The sequence below is a fragment of the Escherichia sp. WS338 genome (assembly GCF_046486405.1).
In the GTDB taxonomy this organism is placed as follows: Bacteria; Pseudomonadota; Gammaproteobacteria; order Enterobacterales; family Enterobacteriaceae; genus Escherichia; species Escherichia coli.
The window spans coordinates 17,441-35,444 of sequence record NZ_JBJQLL010000003.1 but is presented as its reverse complement, the minus strand read 5'-3'; the positions used below and the strand labels follow the sequence as shown (position 1 = coordinate 35,444).

Genomic DNA, 18,004 nt, shown 5'->3' with positions numbered 1-18,004 from the left:
GGAGCTTACATTAAGTAAGTGACTGGGGTGAGTGACAAATCTGTCCGGAACAGATTTGAACACCGTGTAACGGTGGCCCGTAAGGGCGAGGCTCATGGATGAGCCGAGTAACTAGCAGCCAACGAAGAGGCAGTTTGAAGGATGAAGTGTATATGAATTTTTTAGCTCACCTGCATTTAGCCCATCTCGCGGAAAGCTCGCTTTCCGGCAATTTACTGGCTGATTTCGTACGCGGAAATCCTGAAGAAAGTTTTCCGCCCGACGTCGTGGCTGGCATTCATATGCATCGGCGAATCGACGTATTAACCGACAATCTGCCAGAAGTCCGCGAAGCGCGGGAGTGGTTTCGTAATGAAACGCGCCGTGTCGCGCCTATTACGCTGGATGTGATGTGGGATCACTTTCTGTCCCGCCACTGGTCGCAGCTGTCGCCCGATTTTCCGCTACAGGAATTTACCTGTTATGCCCGGGAGCAAGTGATGACTATTCTTCCAGACTCACCGCCACGCTTTATCAATCTGAACAACTACTTATGGTCAGAGCAGTGGTTGGTGCGCTATCGCGATATGGATTTCATCCAGAGCGTGTTAAACGGCATGGCAAGCCGTCGCCCACGTCTGGATGCCCTGCGTAACTCCTGGTACGATTTAGACGCCCATTACGATGCTCTCGAAACCCGCTTCTGGCAGTTTTATCCGCGGATGATGGAGCAGGCGTCACGCAAGGCGTTATAAGACGTTAATTCATCCACACCGTAGCCGAAATGGCAGGCAAAGCCAGAATCCCGTCCGTCAGTTGCCCGTGACCTTCTTTGCGTTGCCATTGCGCGACATTAAGCAACGGCGACGCGGGTAGCACCACTTCACAGGCTTCGCCACGGTTGATTGCCACCAGTACACGCTGCTGATACAGCACGCGGACAAATACCACCACGTTATCTTCCGCATACAGTACCTGACAGCCGCCACGACGCAGCGCCTGACTTTTCTTACGCAGCGCAATCATTCGCTGGTACAGCGCGAATAACGCCGTATCCTGCTTTTCCACCTGCCAGGGGAACGGTTTACGGCAAAACGGATCGTTTTTACCATCCAGTCCCACTTCATCACCGTAATAAATGCACGGTACACCAGGCCAGGTGAACAACCAGACCACCGCCAGCGGCAGGCGCGCAATATCCCGACCGAGCAGCGTTTTAAATCGCGCAGTATCGTGGCTATCGAGCTGATTAAACATACGCAGTTGCTGTTGATGAGAAAGTCCGGCGCGGTAATTATCCATCCAGGCCATACAGGTTTGGGCGTCAATTTGCTGCGGATCGTAAGAGATGTCGGTATTGGCAAGAAATCCCCACAACGGGAATGTGAAGCCGCGATAGTTCATGGCGGCATCTTCCACATCGGCCTGTAACCATTGCCGTGCATCGCCAAAATGCTCTCCAACGATATACGCTTCCGGCTGGGTTTCTTTCGCCGCTTCGGTGATCCCGGCTACGTGCTGCAAATTATTGCGCGCCCCACCCGCTTCCCCCAGCATATGCACCACATCCAGCCGCCAGCCGTCCATATTCCACGGCGCTTTCAGCCAGTGGCGGACGATACTGTCTTCCCCACGATAAATTTCATTCACCAGACTTTCCGACTGATAATCCAGTTTCGGCAAGCTGGCATAGCCCAGCCAGTCGAGCGCCGTGCCATCGTCACTAAACGAGTACCAGTCGCGCCAGGGCGATTCGGGGTTGTGACAAGCACCACCCGTCCCGCGATTGTGTCTGTCAAACCAGGCATGGGAATCGCCACTGTGGTTAAACACGCCGTCCAGCACCAGCCGCATTCCCAGCTGCTGCGTATTGTGTCGCAAACGCAACAACGCCCCATCACCGCCAAACTGCGGATCGACATGGCGATAATCCTCGGTATCGTATTTATGTACGCTGGGAGCTTTAAACACCGGATTGAGATACAGCGCCGTCACGCCGAGCTTTTTCAGATATGGCAGTTTTTCGCTGATACCGTCCAGATCGCCGCCATAGAACGTTGATCCGCCCGCCTGCGCCGTGACCGGTTCATCCCAGTCACGCAAGATGATCTCTTGTCCGGCTGCGTGATGGTAATAAACATGATCCTGTTCAGCTTCACGAGGAAGACTACGGGCGAAACGATCAGGGAAGATCTGATAAAAAATCTGATCCGCAGCCCATTGTGGGGCGATATCCGGTACATCGACGGCAAACTGCTCCAGTCGTGCCGGCGGCATTCGGCTGAAGCCCTGCGGTGTAAACCAACGCTGGCGATCGTGCCACAGTAATTTGAAACTATAACGCCGCCGAGGTAGTCCGCTGGAGAGATCGATCGCCGCCCGCCATGCGGTAACGCCAGGCTGCGGCTGACTGCGCTGCTTATGCATCGGTACTGACGTTTCTTCGTTGTCGTGTTCTGTACGCAGCATAATGCGCTGCGGTGGGTCTTCGCCCGTCAGCCACAGTCTAATGAGCAGTTGATCTTTGCTTTGTTTAACAAATGGGGGCACCGGCAGGTGCCATGCATTTAACATCATAATTCCCCTGTGATGAAAATCTGATCACCTTGCCATAGCCTAATGCAGGATCACTCATCATCTGAAGGATATTTGGGGGAGGAGGGCGGGGGCGGATAACTTTCGGAATAGCCGGATCAGGATTTCCTCCTGAACCGGCTTACAGAACGCAAGGATTACTGGTTTTCAGCCAGCTGACGATCGTGGCGACGCTTAAACATCCAGCCAATCAACAGCACAACAATCCACGCGAAACCGACATACAGCGAGATACGCGTATCCGGGTGATAACCAATCAACCCGATAATAAAGAGCAGGAAAATCAGCCCGCCGATGGTGGTTGCTACCCCACCCGGTACTTTAAATTTCAGCGCCTTAACTTCTTCTGGCGGCAAACGGCGACGGAAGGCAATTTGCGACAGCAGGATCATAATCCACACCCATACCGTGGCGAAGGTTGCCAGCGAAGCGATCACCAGGAAGACGTTTTCCGGCATGATGTAGTTCAGATACACCGCAAACAGCAGCGCGGTAGTCATCACCAGCACCGTAACCCACGGAATACCGCGACGCGACGTTTTGCTGAAAACTTTCGGCGCGCTGCCCTGCTCTGCCATACCGTGGAGCATACGGCCTACGCCAAATACGTCACTGTTAATTGCCGAAAGCGAAGCGGTCAGCACAACAAAGTTAAGAATGCTGGCGGCAAAGGTAATCCCCATATGCTGGAACGTCAGTACGAACGGGCTACCGGCAGTGCCAACCTGATTCCACGGGTAGATAGACATAATGACGAACAGCGTACCGACGTAGAACACCAGAATACGCATCGGCACGGAGTTAATCGCGCGCGGAATAGATTTCTCAGGATCTTTCGCTTCACCGGCGGTAATCCCGATAATTTCGATCCCACCGTAAGCAAACATCACCATTTGCAACGACATCACCATACCAAGCCAGCCGTTACTGAAGAAGCCGCCGTTGCTCCACAGGTTATGAATACCGGTCGGTTGCCCGCCGTTGCCAATCCCCCAGATGATGATGCCGAAACCGGCGACAATCATGATGATGATGGTGGCGACTTTAAAGAACGAGAACCAGAACTCCAGCTCACCGAATACCTTCACGCTCATCAGGTTTACGGCGCAAATGATCAGCACCACGCTCAGTACCCAAATCCAGTGCGGCACCGTCGGGAACCAGACCCCCATATAGATACCAAAAGCGGTCACATCGGCGATGGCGACAATAAGGATTTCAAAGCAGTAGGTCCAGCCGGTAATGTAACCAGCCAGCGGGCCGAGGTTTTCCTGCGCATAACGCGAGAAAGAGCTGGCGGCCGGGTTATGTACCGACATTTCCCCCAGCGCGCGCATAATGATATACGCCGCGACACCACCGATAATATAGGCCAACAACACGCTCGGACCGGCCATTTTGATGGCGTCTGCCGAACCGTAAAACAACCCGGTGCCAATTGCTGAACCCAGTGCCATAAAGCGTATGTGGCGGGTACTTAGCCCACGCTTTAGCTTGTTCTTACTTTCCATCAATTCCTAACCCATCAACACAATAAAAAACCACGGGGCATCGCAGCCCCGTGGTTAAAACAAATGTTCAGTGATTTAGTGAGCGCTGGAGGTCACCTGACGACCTGCCGCGCGATCCCAGATAATGGCCAGAACCACCATCACCACTGTTGGCATTAACCACGCCAGACCTTGTTCGGCCAGCGGTAAACGCTGCGCCCAGGACGGTAAGATATCGCTGAATGCAGATGCTTTGATCCCGTCGAGAATACCAAAAAGCAGGCTGATAAACATCGGCGGAGCAATCACGCGGGACGAATTATGCCACCATGAGCGTGTAAAACTTAATACAACCAGTGCGATACACGGCGGATAAATAGCGGTCAGCACCGGTACGGAGATCTGAATCAGCTGGCTCAAACCGAGGTTAGACACCACCATCGAGAAGCCGCCGAGGATAAACACCAGCGTACGATAAGAGAGCGGTACGTACTGGGCAAAGAATTCTGCACAAGCACAGGTCAGGCCAACTGCCGTGACCAGGCAGGCGATGAAGATTAACGCCGCCAGCAGGAAGCTACCGCCGCCGCCAAAGGTGTGCTGAACGTAAGCATGCAGAATAGCAGCGCCGTTTGCAGACTGATCGACCAGCGACGCGCTGTCTGAACCCAGACGGAACAGTGCCAGGTACAGCAGAGTAAGACCAACACCCGCCATCAGACCAGCCCAGACGGTATAACGGGTCAGCAGACGCGCTTCAGTAACGCCACGAGAACGCGCCGCGTTAACAATAACGATACCAAACACCATCGCGCCCAGCGTATCCATGGTCAGATAGCCGTTGACGAAGCCGTTAGAAAACGCAGCGTTTTGATAAGCCTCAGTCGCCGTGCTGATAGAACCCGCCGGCCAGACAATCGCGGCAACAGACAGGATGACCAGCGCGATAATTTTCAGCGGCGCAAGGAAGTTGCCCACGGTATCCAGCAGCTTGCCCGGATAGAGCGAAACCAGAATAACGATAGCGAAATAGACCAGGCTGTAGATAAACAGCGGCAGTGCGGAATCACCCGTCAGCGGCGCAATCCCCACTTCAAAAGAAACGGTAGCTGTACGCGGCGTAGCGAACAGCGGCCCCACCGCCAGGTAACAAACCGTTGCCAGCAGTACGCCAGCAACTTTACCGATTGGCGTGCTGAGGCTGTCAACACCGCCGCCAACTTTTGCCAGCGCCACCACCGTTAATACCGGCAGGCCAACGGCAGTAATGAGGAAGCCGAATGCCGCAGTCCAGACGTGTTCGCCTGCCTGCAAGCCGACCATTGGAGGGAAAATAATGTTACCTGCGCCGACGAACAACGCAAATGTCATAAAGCCCAGAGCGATGATATCGCGCGATCTTAATTGATGGGTCATAAATCATACTGCCTGTGGATGTGGTGTTGTAACGTTAAATTTTTGTGCCAATCCCTGGGGATGATACAGCGGTATATTTAAACAATTTTAGCGGGAAATACTCCCAACCAGGCGCGGCGAAGAATAGTTTTTCGATTTACCGCGTTAATGCAGTCAGTATGACAGCACCTGAAGCGCAATTTAAACGCTTATAACGTTTTAAAGCAAGGAGGGATCTAAAAACCAGAGGTATATAGCGATAAGAAATCACCAACCAGTATAAAACACTATTTCCGTGAAAAAGACATGGCTAATCATGCGAACAAAAAATCACCAACCGTTGTAAAATCTAACGCCCGTATTTTGACTGCAAAGAAAATAAGCCAGCATCGGCTGGCTTATGGCAATAAAAGATGACAAAGGCGGATTAATCGCTGTTTTTGGCAATTAAACGTTCCGGGATAACAAAACTGAAACGTGTTCCTTTTCCTACTGTACTCTCAATATGCAGGCGACTTTCGTGATGATTCACCGCATGTTTCACGATCGCTAACCCTAATCCGCTACCGCCGGTTTGCCGGGAACGCGCTTTATCAACGCGATAAAAACGCTCGGTCAGGCGCGGAATATGCTCCGGTGCGATGCCCGGTCCATTATCTTCAACGCTAAATTCGGCACCGTGCGGCACTCGCTGCCAGCGTACGGTGATATGCGTGCCTTCCGGCGTATGATTTACGGCGTTATAGACCAGGTTCGAAATCGCACTGCGTAGCTGATCTTCGTTGCCAGACACCTTGAGGCCGTTATCTATCTCAAAGGTAAATGTCTGTTTTTTCTGACTCAGAGTCTGAGCCTCGCGCTCAACAACGCGCAGCATCATCGGCACATCAACCTTTTCATTGAGCAACTGCGTCGGTGCGGCTTCTATTTTCGACAGCGTCAGCAATTGCTTCACCAGCCCTTCCATCCGCTGGGTCTGCTCGCGCATGGTGTGCAACGCTTTTTCGCGTACCGCGCCTTCCAGCGGCTGCTCATCCATCATCTCCAGGTAACCCTGTAACACGGTCAATGGCGTACGTAACTCATGGCTCACGTTGGCAAAAAAGTTGCGACGCGCCCCTTCCAGTTGATGCATTTGCGTGACATCACGCGCCACCATCAGCAACTGTTTGTGGGTATAAGGCATAACGCGAATTTCCAGATGCCGCCCGGTGTTGAGCACCAGATTAAGCGGGCGAGAAAAATCACGCGTTTTCAGATATTGCGTAAACTCCGGGTAACGCAGCAGGTTAAGGATGTTCTGCCCGTTATCTTCCGGCCAGCGCAAACCAAGAATTTGTTGCGCCAGACCGTTACACCAGAAAATACCGCCCTCTTCCGTGGTCAGCACCACCGCGTCGGGCAGCGACTCCGCGCCGCTACGAAAGCGTTTAATCAGATTGCCCAGTTCACGGCGGCGTTTTTTATTTCGCAGCTGCATCTGGTGTAAGCCGTATAGTAGCGGTTCCCAGCTACCACGCCCCGGTGGCGGGGTCATACTACGATCCACCCACAGCCACCATGAAAGGCGCAATAAATTCCAGAAATGCCAGATAAGCAGTCCTGTTACCGATGCCAGCAAAAACCAGGGCAGGTAACCAAAAAATGCACCCAGGATGAAAGCCGGGAGGCAGCAAAGTAGCAGCTCCAGCACCAGCCTTTTCCACGACAGCCGTTCCAGCACGTAAGATACTCCAGTTAAGAAATCATAAGCCCTGCTCTACGTCCGATGAGCAAGGCCTTAAAAGCGGGTTGAAAAACGATACCCTGTACCGCGCACGGTCTGCACCATGCGGTCATGCCCGCCGGGCTCCAGTGCTTTACGCAGGCGACGAATGTGGACATCGACCGTACGATCTTCCACATACACGTTAGTTCCCCAGACGTGGTTTAACAGCTGCTCGCGGCTGTACACGCGCTCAGGATGTGTCATAAAAAAGTGCAGCAGTTTAAATTCTGTCGGCCCCATCTCCAGTGGCTCTTCGCCCGCCATCACCCGGTGAGATGTCGGGTCGAGGCTTAGCCCCTGCATCTCGATCACCTCTTCCACCGCCATTGGCGAAATACGGCGCATTACCGCTTTGATTCGCGCCACCAGCTCCTTCGGAGAAAACGGCTTGGTGATATAGTCATCCGCACCGGTTTCAAGGCCGCGCACGCGATCTTCTTCTTCCCCTCTGGCGGTCAACATCACCACTGGAATATCCCGGGTCATCGACTCGCGCTTGAGGTGTTTGATGAACTGGATACCGGAGCCGCCAGGTAACATCCAGTCAAGGAGAATTAAATCCGGCCAGGGTTCATTCAGTTGATTCACAGCACTGTCATAATCTTCCGCTTCGACCGGCTGAAAGCCATTTTGTTCGAGCACGAAGCAGACCATTTCGCGAATTGGAGCTTCATCTTCTACGACCAGAATACGTCTCGCCATGATTTGCCCTGTTGTAATAAATAGGTTGCGATCATTAATGCGACGTCATTATGCGTCAGATTTATGACAGATTTATGAAAAGCTCGTCGCACATATCTTCAGGTTATTGATTTCCGTGGCGCAGAAAAAAGCAAATGGCACATCTGTTTGGGTATAATCGCGCCCATGCTTTTTCGCCAGGAAACCGTTATGCGCATCCTTCACACCTCAGACTGGCATCTCGGCCAGAACTTCTACAGTAAAAGCCGCGAAGCCGAACATCAGGCTTTTCTTGACTGGCTGCTGGAGACAGCACAAGCCCATCAGGTGGATGCGATTATTGTTGCCGGTGATGTTTTCGATACCGGCTCGCCGCCCAGTTACGCCCGCACGTTATACAACCGTTTTGTTGTCAATTTACAGCAAACTGGCTGTCATCTGGTGGTACTGGCAGGAAACCATGACTCGGTCGCCACGCTGAATGAATCGCGCGATATCATGGCGTTCCTCAATACAACCGTGGTCGCCAGCGCCGGACATGCGCCGCAAATCTTGCCTCGTCGCGACGGGACACCAGGCGCAGTACTGTGCCCCATTCCGTTTTTACGCCCACGTGACATTATTACCAGCCAAGCGGGGCTTAACGGTATTGAAAAACAGCAGCATTTGCTGGCGGCTATTACTGATTATTATCAACAACACTATGCCGATGCCTGCAAACTGCGCGGCGATCAGCCTCTGCCCATCATCGCCACGGGACATTTAACGACCGTGGGTGCCAGTAAAAGTGATGCCGTGCGTGACATCTATATTGGCACGCTGGACGCGTTTCCGGCACAAAACTTTCCACCAGCCGACTACATCGCGCTCGGGCATATTCACCGCGCACAGATTATTGGCGGCATGGAACATGTTCGATATTGCGGTTCCCCCATTCCACTGAGTTTTGATGAATGCGGTAAGAGTAAATATGTCCATCTTGTGACATTTTCAAACGGCAAATTAGAGAGCGTGGAAAACCTGAACGTACCGGTAACGCAACCCATGGCGGTGCTGAAAGGCGATCTGGCGTCGATTACCGAACAGCTGGAACAGTGGCGCGATGTATCACAGGAGCCACCTGTCTGGCTGGATATCGAAATCACTACTGATGAGTATCTGCATGATATTCAGCGCAAAATCCAGGCATTAACCGAATCATTGCCTGTCGAAGTATTGCTGGTACGCCGGAGTCGTGAACAGCGCGAGCGTGTGTTAGCCAGCCAACAGCGTGAAACCCTCAGCGAACTCAGCGTCGAAGAGGTGTTCAATCGCCGTCTGGCACTGGAAGAACTGGAGGAATCGCAGCAGCAACGTCTGCAGCATCTTTTCGCCACGACGTTGCATAGCCTCGCCGGAGAACACGAAGCATGAAAATTCTCAGCCTGCGCCTGAAAAACCTGAACTCATTAAAAGGCGAATGGAAGATTGATTTCACCCGCGAGCCGTTCGCCAGCAACGGGCTGTTTGCCATTACCGGCCCAACCGGTGCGGGGAAAACCACCCTGCTGGACGCCATTTGTCTGGCGCTGTATCACGAAACTCCGCGCCTTTCTAACGTTTCACAATCGCAAAATGATCTCATGACCCGCGATACCGCCGAATGTCTGGCGGAGGTGGAGTTTGAAGTGAAAGGTGAAGCGTATCGCGCGTTCTGGAGCCAGAATCGGGCGCGTAACCAGCCCGACGGTAATTTGCAGGTGCCACGCGTAGAGCTGGCGCGCTGCGCCGATGGCAAAATTCTCGCCGACAAAGTGAAAGATAAGCTGGAACTGACGGCGACGTTAACCGGACTGGATTACGGGCGCTTCACCCGTTCGATGCTGCTTTCGCAGGGGCAATTTGCTGCCTTCCTGAATGCCAAACCCAAAGAACGCGCGGAATTGCTCGAGGAGTTAACCGGCACTGAAATCTACGGACAAATCTCGTCGATGGTGTTTGAGCAGCACAAATCGGCCCGCACAGAGCTGGAGAAGCTGCAAGCGCAGGCCAGCGGCGTCGCGTTGCTCACGCCGGAACAAGTGCAATCGCTGACAGCGAGTTTGCAGGTACTTACTGACGAAGAAAAACAGTTAATTACCGCGCAGCAGCAAGAACAACAATCACTAAACTGGTTAACGCGTCTGGACGAATTGCAGCAAGAAGCCAGCCGCCGTCAGCAGGCCTTGCAACAGGCGTTAGCCGAAGAAGAAAAAGCGCAACCTCAACTGGCGGCGCTCAGTCTGGCACAACCGGCACGAAATCTTCGTCCGCACTGGGAACGCATCGCAGAACACAGCGCGGCGCTGGCGCATACTCGCCAGCAGATTGAAGAAGTAAATACTCGCTTACAGAGCACAATGGCGCTTCGCGCGAGCATTCGCCACCACGCGGCGAAGCAGTCAGCAGAATTACAGCAGCAGCAACAAAGCCTGAATACCTGGTTACAGGAACACGACCGCTTCCGTCAGTGGAACAACGAACTGGCGGGTTGGCGTGCGCAGTTCTCCCAACAAACCAGCGATCGCGAGCATCTGCGGCAATGGCAGCAACAGTTAACCCATGCTGAGCAAAAACTTAATACGCTTGCGGCGATCACGTTGACGTTAACCGCCGATGAAGTTGCTAGCGCCCTGGCGCAACATGCCGAGCAACGCCCACTGCGTCAGCGCCTGGTCGCGCTGCATGGGCAGATTGTTCCCCAACAAAAACGTCTGGCGCAGTTAATGGTCACTATCCAGAATGTCACTCTGGAACAGACGCAACGTAATGCCGCACTTAACGAAATGCGCCAGCGTTATAAAGAAAAGACGCAGCAACTTGCCGATGTGAAAACCATTTGCGAGCAGGAAGCGCGCATCAAAACGCTGGAAGCCCAGCGCGCGCAGTTACAGGCGGGTCAGCCTTGTCCACTTTGTGGTTCCACCAGCCATCCAGCGGTCGAGGCGTATCAGGCGCTGGAACCGGGTGTTAATCAGGCCCGGCTATTAACGCTGGAAAAAGAAGTGAAAAAGCTCGGCGAAGAAGGTGCGGCGCTGCGCGGGCAACTGGATGCATTAACGAAGCAGCTTCAGCGCGATGAAAACGAAGCGCAAAGCCTCCGACAAGATGAGCAAGCACTTACTCAACAATGGCAAGCCGTCACGGCCAGCCTCAATATCACCCTGCAGCCACAGGACGATATTCAACCGTGGCTGGATGCACAAGATGAGCATGAACGCCAGCTGCGGTTACTCAGCCAACGGCATGAATTACAAGGGCAGATTGCCGCGCATAATCAGCAAATTATCCAGTATCAACAGCAAATTGAACAACGCCAGCAGCAACTCTTAACGGCATTGGCGGGTTATGCGCTGACATTGCCACAGGAAGATGAAGAAGAGAGCTGGCTGGCGACGCGTCAGCAAGAAGCGCAGAGCTGGCAGCAACGCCAGAACGAATTAACCGCGCTGCAAAACCGTATGCAGCAGCTGACGCCGATTCTGGAAACGTTGCCGCAAAGTGATGAACTCCCACACAGCGAAGAAACTGTGGCGCTGGAAAACTGGCGGCAGGTTCATGAACAATGTCTCGCATTACACAGCCAGCAGCAGACGTTACAGCAACAGGATGTTCTGGCGGCGCAAAGTCTGCAAAAAGCCCAGGCGCAGTTTGACACCGCGCTACAGGCCAGCGTCTTTGACGATCAGCAGGCGTTCCTTGCGGCGCTAATGGATGAACAAACACTAACGCAACTGGAACAGCTCAAGCAGAATCTGGAAAACCAGCGCCGTCAGGCGCAAACGCTGGTCACTCAGACAGCTGAAACGCTAGCACAGCATCAGCAACACCGACCTGACGGGTTGGCTCTCACTGTGACGGTGGAGCAGATTCAGCAAGAGTTAGCGCAAACTCAGCAAAAGTTGCGTGAAAACACCACCAGTCAGGGCGAGATTCGCCAGCAGCTGAAGCAGGATGCAGACAACCGTCAGCAACAACAAACCTTAATGCAGCAAATTGCTCAAATGACGCAGCAAGTTGAGGACTGGGGATATCTGAATTCGCTAATAGGTTCCAAAGAGGGCGATAAATTCCGCAAGTTTGCCCAGGGGCTGACGCTGGATAATTTAGTCCATCTCGCTAATCAGCAACTTACCCGGCTGCACGGGCGCTATCTGTTACAGCGCAAAGCCAGCGAGGCGCTGGAAGTCGAGGTTGTTGATACCTGGCAGGCAGATGCAGTACGTGACACCCGTACCCTTTCTGGCGGCGAAAGTTTCCTCGTCAGTCTGGCGCTGGCGCTGGCGCTTTCAGATCTGGTCAGCCATAAAACGCGTATTGACTCGCTGTTCCTCGATGAAGGTTTTGGCACGTTGGATAGCGAAACGCTGGATACCGCCCTTGATGCGCTGGATGCCCTGAATGCCAGTGGCAAAACCATCGGTGTGATTAGCCACGTTGAAGCGATGAAAGAGCGTATTCCGGTGCAGATCAAAGTGAAGAAGATCAACGGCCTGGGCTACAGCAAACTGGAAAGTGCGTTTGCAGTGAAATAACTATTCAGCAGGATAATGAATACAGAGGGGCGAATTATCTCTTGGCCTTGCTGGTCGTTATCCTGCAAGCTATCACTTTATTGGCTACGGTGATTGGTAGCCGTTCTGGTGGTTGTGATGGTGGTATGAAAAAAGTCATTTTATCTTTGGCTCTGGGCACGTTTGGTTTGGGGATGGCCGAATTTGGCATTATGGGCGTGCTCACGGAGCTGGCGCATAACGTAGGAATTTCGATTCCTGCTGCCGGGCATATGATCTCGTATTATGCGCTGGGGGTGGTGGTCGGTGCGCCAATCATCGCACTCTTTTCCAGCCGCTACTCACTCAAACATATCTTATTGTTTCTGGTGGCGTTGTGCGTCATTGGCAACGCCATGTTCACGCTCTCTTCGTCTTACCTGATGCTCGCCATTGGTCGGCTGGTATCCGGCTTTCCGCATGGCGCATTTTTTGGCGTCGGCGCGATCGTGTTATCAAAAATTATCAAACCCGGAAAAGTCACCGCCGCCGTGGCGGGGATGGTTTCCGGGATGACAGTCGCCAATTTGCTGGGCATTCCGCTGGGAACGTATTTAAGTCAGGAATTTAGCTGGCGCTACACCTTTTTATTGATCGCTGTTTTTAATATTGCGGTGATGGCATCGGTCTATTTTTGGGTGCCGGATATTCGCGACGAAGCGAAAGGAAAGCTGCGCGAACAATTTCACTTTTTACGCAGCCCGGCCCCGTGGTTAATTTTCGCCGCCACCATGTTTGGCAACGCAGGTGTATTTGCCTGGTTCAGCTACGTAAAGCCATACATGATGTTTATTTCCGGTTTTTCGGAAACGGCGATGACTTTTATTATGATGTTAGTTGGGCTAGGGATGGTGCTGGGGAATGTGCTAAGTGGCCGGATTTCAGGACGTTATTCACCACTGCGCATTGCGGCAGTAACTGACTTTATTATTGTGCTGGCACTGCTGATGCTCTTTTTCTTCGGCGGCATGAAAACAACGTCGCTTATTTTTGCATTTATTTGTTGCGCGGGATTATTTGCCCTTTCAGCACCACTGCAAATATTGTTACTGCAAAATGCCAAAGGCGGAGAGTTATTAGGTGCCGCAGGTGGGCAAATAGCGTTTAACCTCGGTAGCGCCGTCGGCGCATATTGCGGTGGTATGATGCTGACGCTGGGGCTGGCATATAATTACGTGGCGCTGCCTGCCGCCCTGCTTTCGTTTGCTGCGATGTCGTCGTTGCTGCTGTATGGTCGCTATAAGCGCCAGCAAGCGGCGGATAGTCCGGTGCTGGCGAAACCACTGGGGTAGATTACTGTCACCGTGCGCGTTGCTTATTGCCGGATGCGGCGTAAACGCCTTATCCGGCCTACGGGCTGCTCATTTTGTAGGCCTGATAAGACGCGGCAAGCGTCGCATCAGGCATGATGCGCTAATTGCCTGGTTTTTTTACTCTTGTGGCCATAACCACGCAGCGCCGCGTACGCCGCTGGAATCACCGTGCTTCGCCTTACGCACCGGCGTTTCACATTCGCCGCCGAAGACAAATTGTTTAATCAACTGCGGAACCGTTTGATATAAACGGTCTACATTGCTCATCCCGCCCCCCAGCACAATCACATCCGGATCGAGAATATTCACGACATGTGCCAGCGATTTTGCCAGCCGCAGCTCGTAGCGACGCAATGCCAGTTCCGCTACCGGATCGCTTTCTTCAACCAGGCGGATAATTTCACTGCCTTTCAGCGCATGTCAGCTCAAACGACGATAATCCGTCGCAAATCCCGTGCCCGAAATAAAGGTTTCAATACAACCTTGTTTACCGCAATAACAAGGGACTTCCTCGCGATAACGCAGTTCGTCTTCGTCCATCCACGGTAGCGGATTGTGTCCCCACTCACCTGCCGTGCCATTGCCGCCGATATGCGCCCGCCCATTGAATGCCACGCCCGCGCCGCATCCCGTGCCGATAATCACGGCAAATACCGTCTGCGCTCCCGCTGCCGCGCCATCTACTGCTTCTGAAACCGCCAGACAGTTGGCGTCATTTGCCAGCCGCACTTCCCGCTGCAACCTCGCGCTTAAGTCTTTATCGAATGGCTGACCGTTGAGCCAGGTTGAATTGGCATTCTTCACCACGCCGGTGTAGGGCGAAATCGAACCAGGAATGCCCATACCTACCGTTCCGCGCTGCCCTGTTGCCTGCTCCGCCATATCAACCAACGTGGCGATCGTTTCAATAGTCTGCCGATAATCATCACGCGGCGTGGGCAGACGATGGCGGTACAACTGCTCCCCTGCATCGCCCAGTGCAATCACTTCAGTTTTGGTGCCGCCTAAATCGATACCTATACGCACGGTACTCTCCTTATTTTTTTCAATATCAATAGCGTAGAGACGGACAACTGGATTGGCAATGCAAGGCCGCCGACAATTCGTTATCATGCCCGCTAAATTTAACGACAAGGCCGTGGAAATTATCATGCTGTGGTTCAAAAATTTAATGGTTTACCGTCTTAGCCGCGAGATTTCGTTGCGTGCAGAAGAGATGGAAAAACAGCTAGCCTCGATGGCATTTACCCCATGCGGCAGCCAGGACATGGCGAAGATGGGCTGGGTTCCTCCGATGGGATCGCACAGCGATGCGTTAACGCACGTTGCCAATGGTCAAATTGTTATCTGCGCGCGCAAAGAAGAAAAAATCCTCCCGTCTCCGGTGATTAAACAGGCGCTGGAAGCGAAAATCGCCAAACTGGAAGCGGAACAGGCGCGTAAGCTGAAGAAAACCGAAAAAGATTCGCTGAAAGACGAAGTGCTGCACTCTCTGCTACCGCGTGCTTTCAGCCGTTTTAGCCAGACAATGATGTGGATCGACACGGTTAACGGTTTGATTATGGTGGACTGCGCCAGTGCCAAAAAAGCGGAAGATACGCTGGCACTGCTGCGTAAAAGCCTGGGGTCGTTACCGGTTGTACCATTGAGCATGGAAAACCCGATTGAACTGACGCTGACCGAATGGGTTCGCTCCGGCAGCGCGGCACAGGGCTTCCAGCTGCTTGATGAAGCCGAGCTGAAATCGCTGCTGGAAGATGGTGGAGTGATCCGCGCGAAGAAACAAGATCTGACCAGCGAAGAGATCACCAATCACATCGAAGCCGGAAAAGTGGTGACTAAACTGGCGCTCGACTGGCAGCAGCGCATTCAGTTTGTGATGTGCGACGATGGTTCGCTCAAGCGTCTGAAGTTCTGCGACGAGCTGCGCGATCAAAACGAAGATATCGACCGTGAAGATTTCGCCCAGCGTTTTGATGCCGATTTCATCCTGATGACTGGTGAACTGGCAGCGTTAATTCAAAACCTGATTGAAGGATTAGGTGGCGAAGCACAACGTTAATTGCTGATTTACCTTTAATGCCGGATGCGACGCCTGCCGCGTCTTATCCGGCGTACGAAGCTACACCAGGCATATAATTATTCGCTACGGCGGGCAATAATTTTTAGCGCAGCAATATTATGCGTTTTACGCTGTAACTTGCTCCAGGGGCGTTGTGTCATTGTTTTTCCTCAAGCCGGTGACGCGCTTCACTGCGAATTTTCCGCGTTGCCCCGGTTTTCACTAAATCCCGTAACTGCGAAAGAGCGGGTTGATCGACAAATAAAAGTAATGATGGCTCCTCTTTTAGCCACACCGTTTTCACATCGGCAGCCAGCTGTGGATTATTAATAGCCAGCGACCGATCCTGAGACTCAGCCAATGTCGTTAACAACACCGGGGTATGTGCGTTGCGCAATGCCGTTTGGCGCAAATGATCATTGCGACTTTGCAGCAATGCACGCCACCATTCATCATCTGATTTATCTTTTATCGTCGCCAGTTCCGCAACAATATCTGGAGATCTTCGCTGATATTTATATCAACCTTGATGAATTATGAATATATCGGAAATCGAAAAAATCCCAGCAAAGGAAATATTATTATGGGTTAAAGAGAGGACATTTCAGAAAAATGCCCTCCCGTTCAAGGGGAAGGCGAGGAATTACAGATAGCGGCACAGATAAGAGGTGGGTTCGGCAACTTGCAGATGAAACTCGCTGTGACCGGGAACATTAAACACCGAACCGGCTTCATACACTTGCCAGTCGGTCGCGTCAGGCAGTAACACATTCAGCGCGCCACTGATTACCGTCATCTCTTCAGGCTCAGCGGTGCTGAAGGTGTATTCACCTTCAACCATAACACCCACGCTGGCGCGACCAGTGCTGCTGCTGGAAAAGCCGATCGATTTCACTTTGCCTGAAAAGTACTCATTACTTTGAAGCATAAACTGGCCCTGTCTGGTAGTTGAACATCTACTTCACTATAGGAGCCAGAGGCGCTGGCTGTCACGCAAAATTACACCAGTAATTCCGCAGCCAGCCGTGCAATCAATACGTTAGAGAGCAAGACAGTAACATCGAGCTGTTTTTGCAGTAAATCGCGATGACGCTGGTTAAATCCCAAACAATCCAGCATGATGACATCAGCCCCTTTTGCCAGTAATTCTTTCCCGGCATCAATGATTTTTTGTTCCGAATCATGAATGGGGTTACCCAATGAAAATACTGGCGGTTTCTGCAAAATTTGCCATTTTTGCGCCTGAACGGTCAGCAACTCCTCAACCGGTACGATAACCCCCACCTGATGATCTTCAACAATAGAGGAAACCAGCGGTGGCAATATCCGCGACGGCTCAAGAAAGATCGTATTACGCGCGGTCATACTACTAATGTTTGCTGTACTCATTAATATAATGACGTCGTAACCCTGATTATCGAGCACTTCAACCACACCTTGCAGGTCTCGTTCCACTTTACGACGCGAAACATGGGCCAGCTGGTTGTCATTTAATAATGTGAGAATTGTGTCTTCGCCTGCTTCTGGCGCGTACTCCGCCATCACTTCTTCGCGGCTTAACTTCCCCAGCAGGCTATGATGGGAAATATTATCTTCGTCAATGTATTCTGTCAGGAGCGGCAAAACTTCCTGCATAGGTACAATGCCGATGGTCAGGATCGCCAACGACGCACTCATTGTTCTTCCACCTTACTTTTATTTCGTCGTTAATTACCGGGCAAGCGCTAAGCACCACTGCTGACACTTACCTGTGCTACAAATGACAAAAAGCGTAGCAGCAGACCTGCACGGCATAATGTAAAGATTCCAAATGATTCCAGTAATGGATTGTTATTGTTTAATATTCTAATTATTTGAAAAACATGAATTGTGAAAAATGTGACGCAGATCCCTTGTGGTGGCACTCAGAATCCCTTCCGAGCAGTCTGATGCGGTCACTCTTTGTCAGGGTCCTCATAGCGTTTTTTCGCATCCATCGCTTCCTGAGCGGTCGGATGTTCACTGATCAACGAGTCTGGTTTAGGATGATCGGCTCTGAGTTGGTACCAGGTTACCGTCTGTCCTGGTTTTCCTTTTTCAATCGTCACTATATATGCTTCACGAGGATAAGGCGGTTTCGTTGGCATCGTTCTTCCTTATTTCACGGGATG

At 52.3% G+C, this 18,004-nt stretch carries 14 protein-coding genes and 2 pseudogenes; 5 read left to right on the top strand and 11 right to left on the bottom strand.

The annotated features are described in order from the left end of the window. Nucleotides 1–152 precede the first annotated feature (152 nt). Nucleotides 153–734, top strand: coding sequence for an ACP phosphodiesterase (gene acpH / locus ACJHWT_RS02905; RefSeq protein WP_001009871.1), 582 nt, complete (start codon nucleotides 153–155; stop codon nucleotides 732–734). 4 nt (nucleotides 735–738) lie between these two features. Here acpH and malZ read toward each other — a convergent pair whose 3' ends face one another. The 5 genes from malZ to phoB all read right to left on the bottom strand — a co-directional run bounded on the left by malZ (nucleotide 739) and on the right by phoB (nucleotide 7,929). Beyond that, nucleotides 739–2,556, bottom strand: a complete 1,818-nt coding sequence (gene malZ / locus ACJHWT_RS02900; RefSeq protein ID WP_001317657.1) for a maltodextrin glucosidase — start codon at nucleotides 2,554–2,556, stop codon at nucleotides 739–741. 155 nt (nucleotides 2,557–2,711) lie between these two features. Next, nucleotides 2,712–4,085: a proline-specific permease ProY gene (gene proY, locus ACJHWT_RS02895; protein WP_001695490.1), complete on the bottom strand. Its 1,374-nt coding sequence runs from the start codon at nucleotides 4,083–4,085 to the stop codon at nucleotides 2,712–2,714. Nucleotides 4,086–4,160: 75 nt separating this feature from the next. Continuing rightward, on the bottom strand, nucleotides 4,161–5,480 hold the full coding sequence (gene brnQ, locus ACJHWT_RS02890; RefSeq protein WP_000149639.1) for a branched-chain amino acid transporter carrier protein BrnQ: 1,320 nt from the start codon (nucleotides 5,478–5,480) through the stop codon (nucleotides 4,161–4,163). A 406-nt stretch (nucleotides 5,481–5,886) separates the two neighbouring features. Continuing rightward, entirely contained in the window at nucleotides 5,887–7,182 is a 1,296-nt protein-coding gene (phoR, locus tag ACJHWT_RS02885; RefSeq protein WP_000893610.1) for a phosphate regulon sensor histidine kinase PhoR, read from the bottom strand. A gap of 57 nt (nucleotides 7,183–7,239) precedes the next feature. Beyond that, nucleotides 7,240–7,929: a phosphate response regulator transcription factor PhoB gene (phoB, locus tag ACJHWT_RS02880; RefSeq protein WP_000113933.1), complete on the bottom strand. Its 690-nt coding sequence runs from the start codon at nucleotides 7,927–7,929 to the stop codon at nucleotides 7,240–7,242. A 189-nt stretch (nucleotides 7,930–8,118) separates the two neighbouring features. Here phoB and sbcD point away from each other — a divergent pair, with 189 nt between their 5' ends. From sbcD to araJ, 3 genes are all read left to right on the top strand, one after another. Then, nucleotides 8,119–9,321, top strand: coding sequence for an exonuclease subunit SbcD (gene sbcD / locus ACJHWT_RS02875; RefSeq protein WP_001221284.1), 1,203 nt, complete (start codon nucleotides 8,119–8,121; stop codon nucleotides 9,319–9,321). Continuing rightward, the gene (sbcC, locus tag ACJHWT_RS02870; RefSeq protein ID WP_000698960.1) at nucleotides 9,318–12,461 is read left to right on the top strand and encodes an exonuclease subunit SbcC; all 3,144 of its coding nucleotides are present in this window, start codon (nucleotides 9,318–9,320) and stop codon (nucleotides 12,459–12,461) included. Before sbcD ends, sbcC begins: the two co-directional genes overlap by 4 nt. A gap of 125 nt (nucleotides 12,462–12,586) precedes the next feature. After that, nucleotides 12,587–13,771 carry an MFS transporter AraJ gene (araJ, locus tag ACJHWT_RS02865; RefSeq protein ID WP_001695489.1) on the top strand — a complete coding sequence of 395 codons (1,185 nt, stop codon included), beginning with the start codon at nucleotides 12,587–12,589 and terminating at the stop codon, nucleotides 13,769–13,771. 138 nt (nucleotides 13,772–13,909) lie between these two features. Here araJ and mak read toward each other — a convergent pair. Beyond that, nucleotides 13,910–14,818 (bottom strand): annotated as a pseudogene (gene mak / locus ACJHWT_RS02860) (fructokinase). A gap of 124 nt (nucleotides 14,819–14,942) precedes the next feature. Here mak and rdgC point away from each other — a divergent pair. Then, complete coding sequence (gene rdgC / locus ACJHWT_RS02855; RefSeq protein ID WP_001298537.1) at nucleotides 14,943–15,854, top strand: recombination-associated protein RdgC; 912 nt, start codon at nucleotides 14,943–14,945, stop codon at nucleotides 15,852–15,854. Between the two features lie 77 nt (nucleotides 15,855–15,931). On the opposite strand, the gene ACJHWT_RS02850 is transcribed toward rdgC, so the two are convergent. From ACJHWT_RS02850 to yaiA, 5 genes and pseudogenes are all read right to left on the bottom strand, one after another. Then, nucleotides 15,932–16,015: a protein YkiD gene (locus tag ACJHWT_RS02850; protein WP_120795376.1), complete on the bottom strand. Its 84-nt coding sequence runs from the start codon at nucleotides 16,013–16,015 to the stop codon at nucleotides 15,932–15,934. Then, nucleotides 16,012–16,350, bottom strand: a pseudogene (locus ACJHWT_RS02845) (DUF2773 domain-containing protein); the annotation flags it as partial. The pseudogene ACJHWT_RS02845 and the gene ACJHWT_RS02850, both read right to left, overlap by 4 nt. A 147-nt stretch (nucleotides 16,351–16,497) precedes the next feature. Next, a complete protein-coding gene (gene ppnP, locus ACJHWT_RS02840) occupies nucleotides 16,498–16,782 on the bottom strand; it encodes a pyrimidine/purine nucleoside phosphorylase (protein WP_000941942.1) in 285 nt (94 codons plus the stop codon). Nucleotides 16,783–16,853: 71 nt separating this feature from the next. Next, nucleotides 16,854–17,531 carry an AroM family protein gene (locus ACJHWT_RS02835; RefSeq protein ID WP_001276412.1) on the bottom strand — a complete coding sequence of 226 codons (678 nt, stop codon included), beginning with the start codon at nucleotides 17,529–17,531 and terminating at the stop codon, nucleotides 16,854–16,856. A 257-nt stretch (nucleotides 17,532–17,788) separates the two neighbouring features. Further along, entirely contained in the window at nucleotides 17,789–17,980 is a 192-nt protein-coding gene (gene yaiA / locus ACJHWT_RS02830; RefSeq protein ID WP_001142439.1) for a protein YaiA, read from the bottom strand. Nucleotides 17,981–18,004 lie beyond the last annotated feature (24 nt).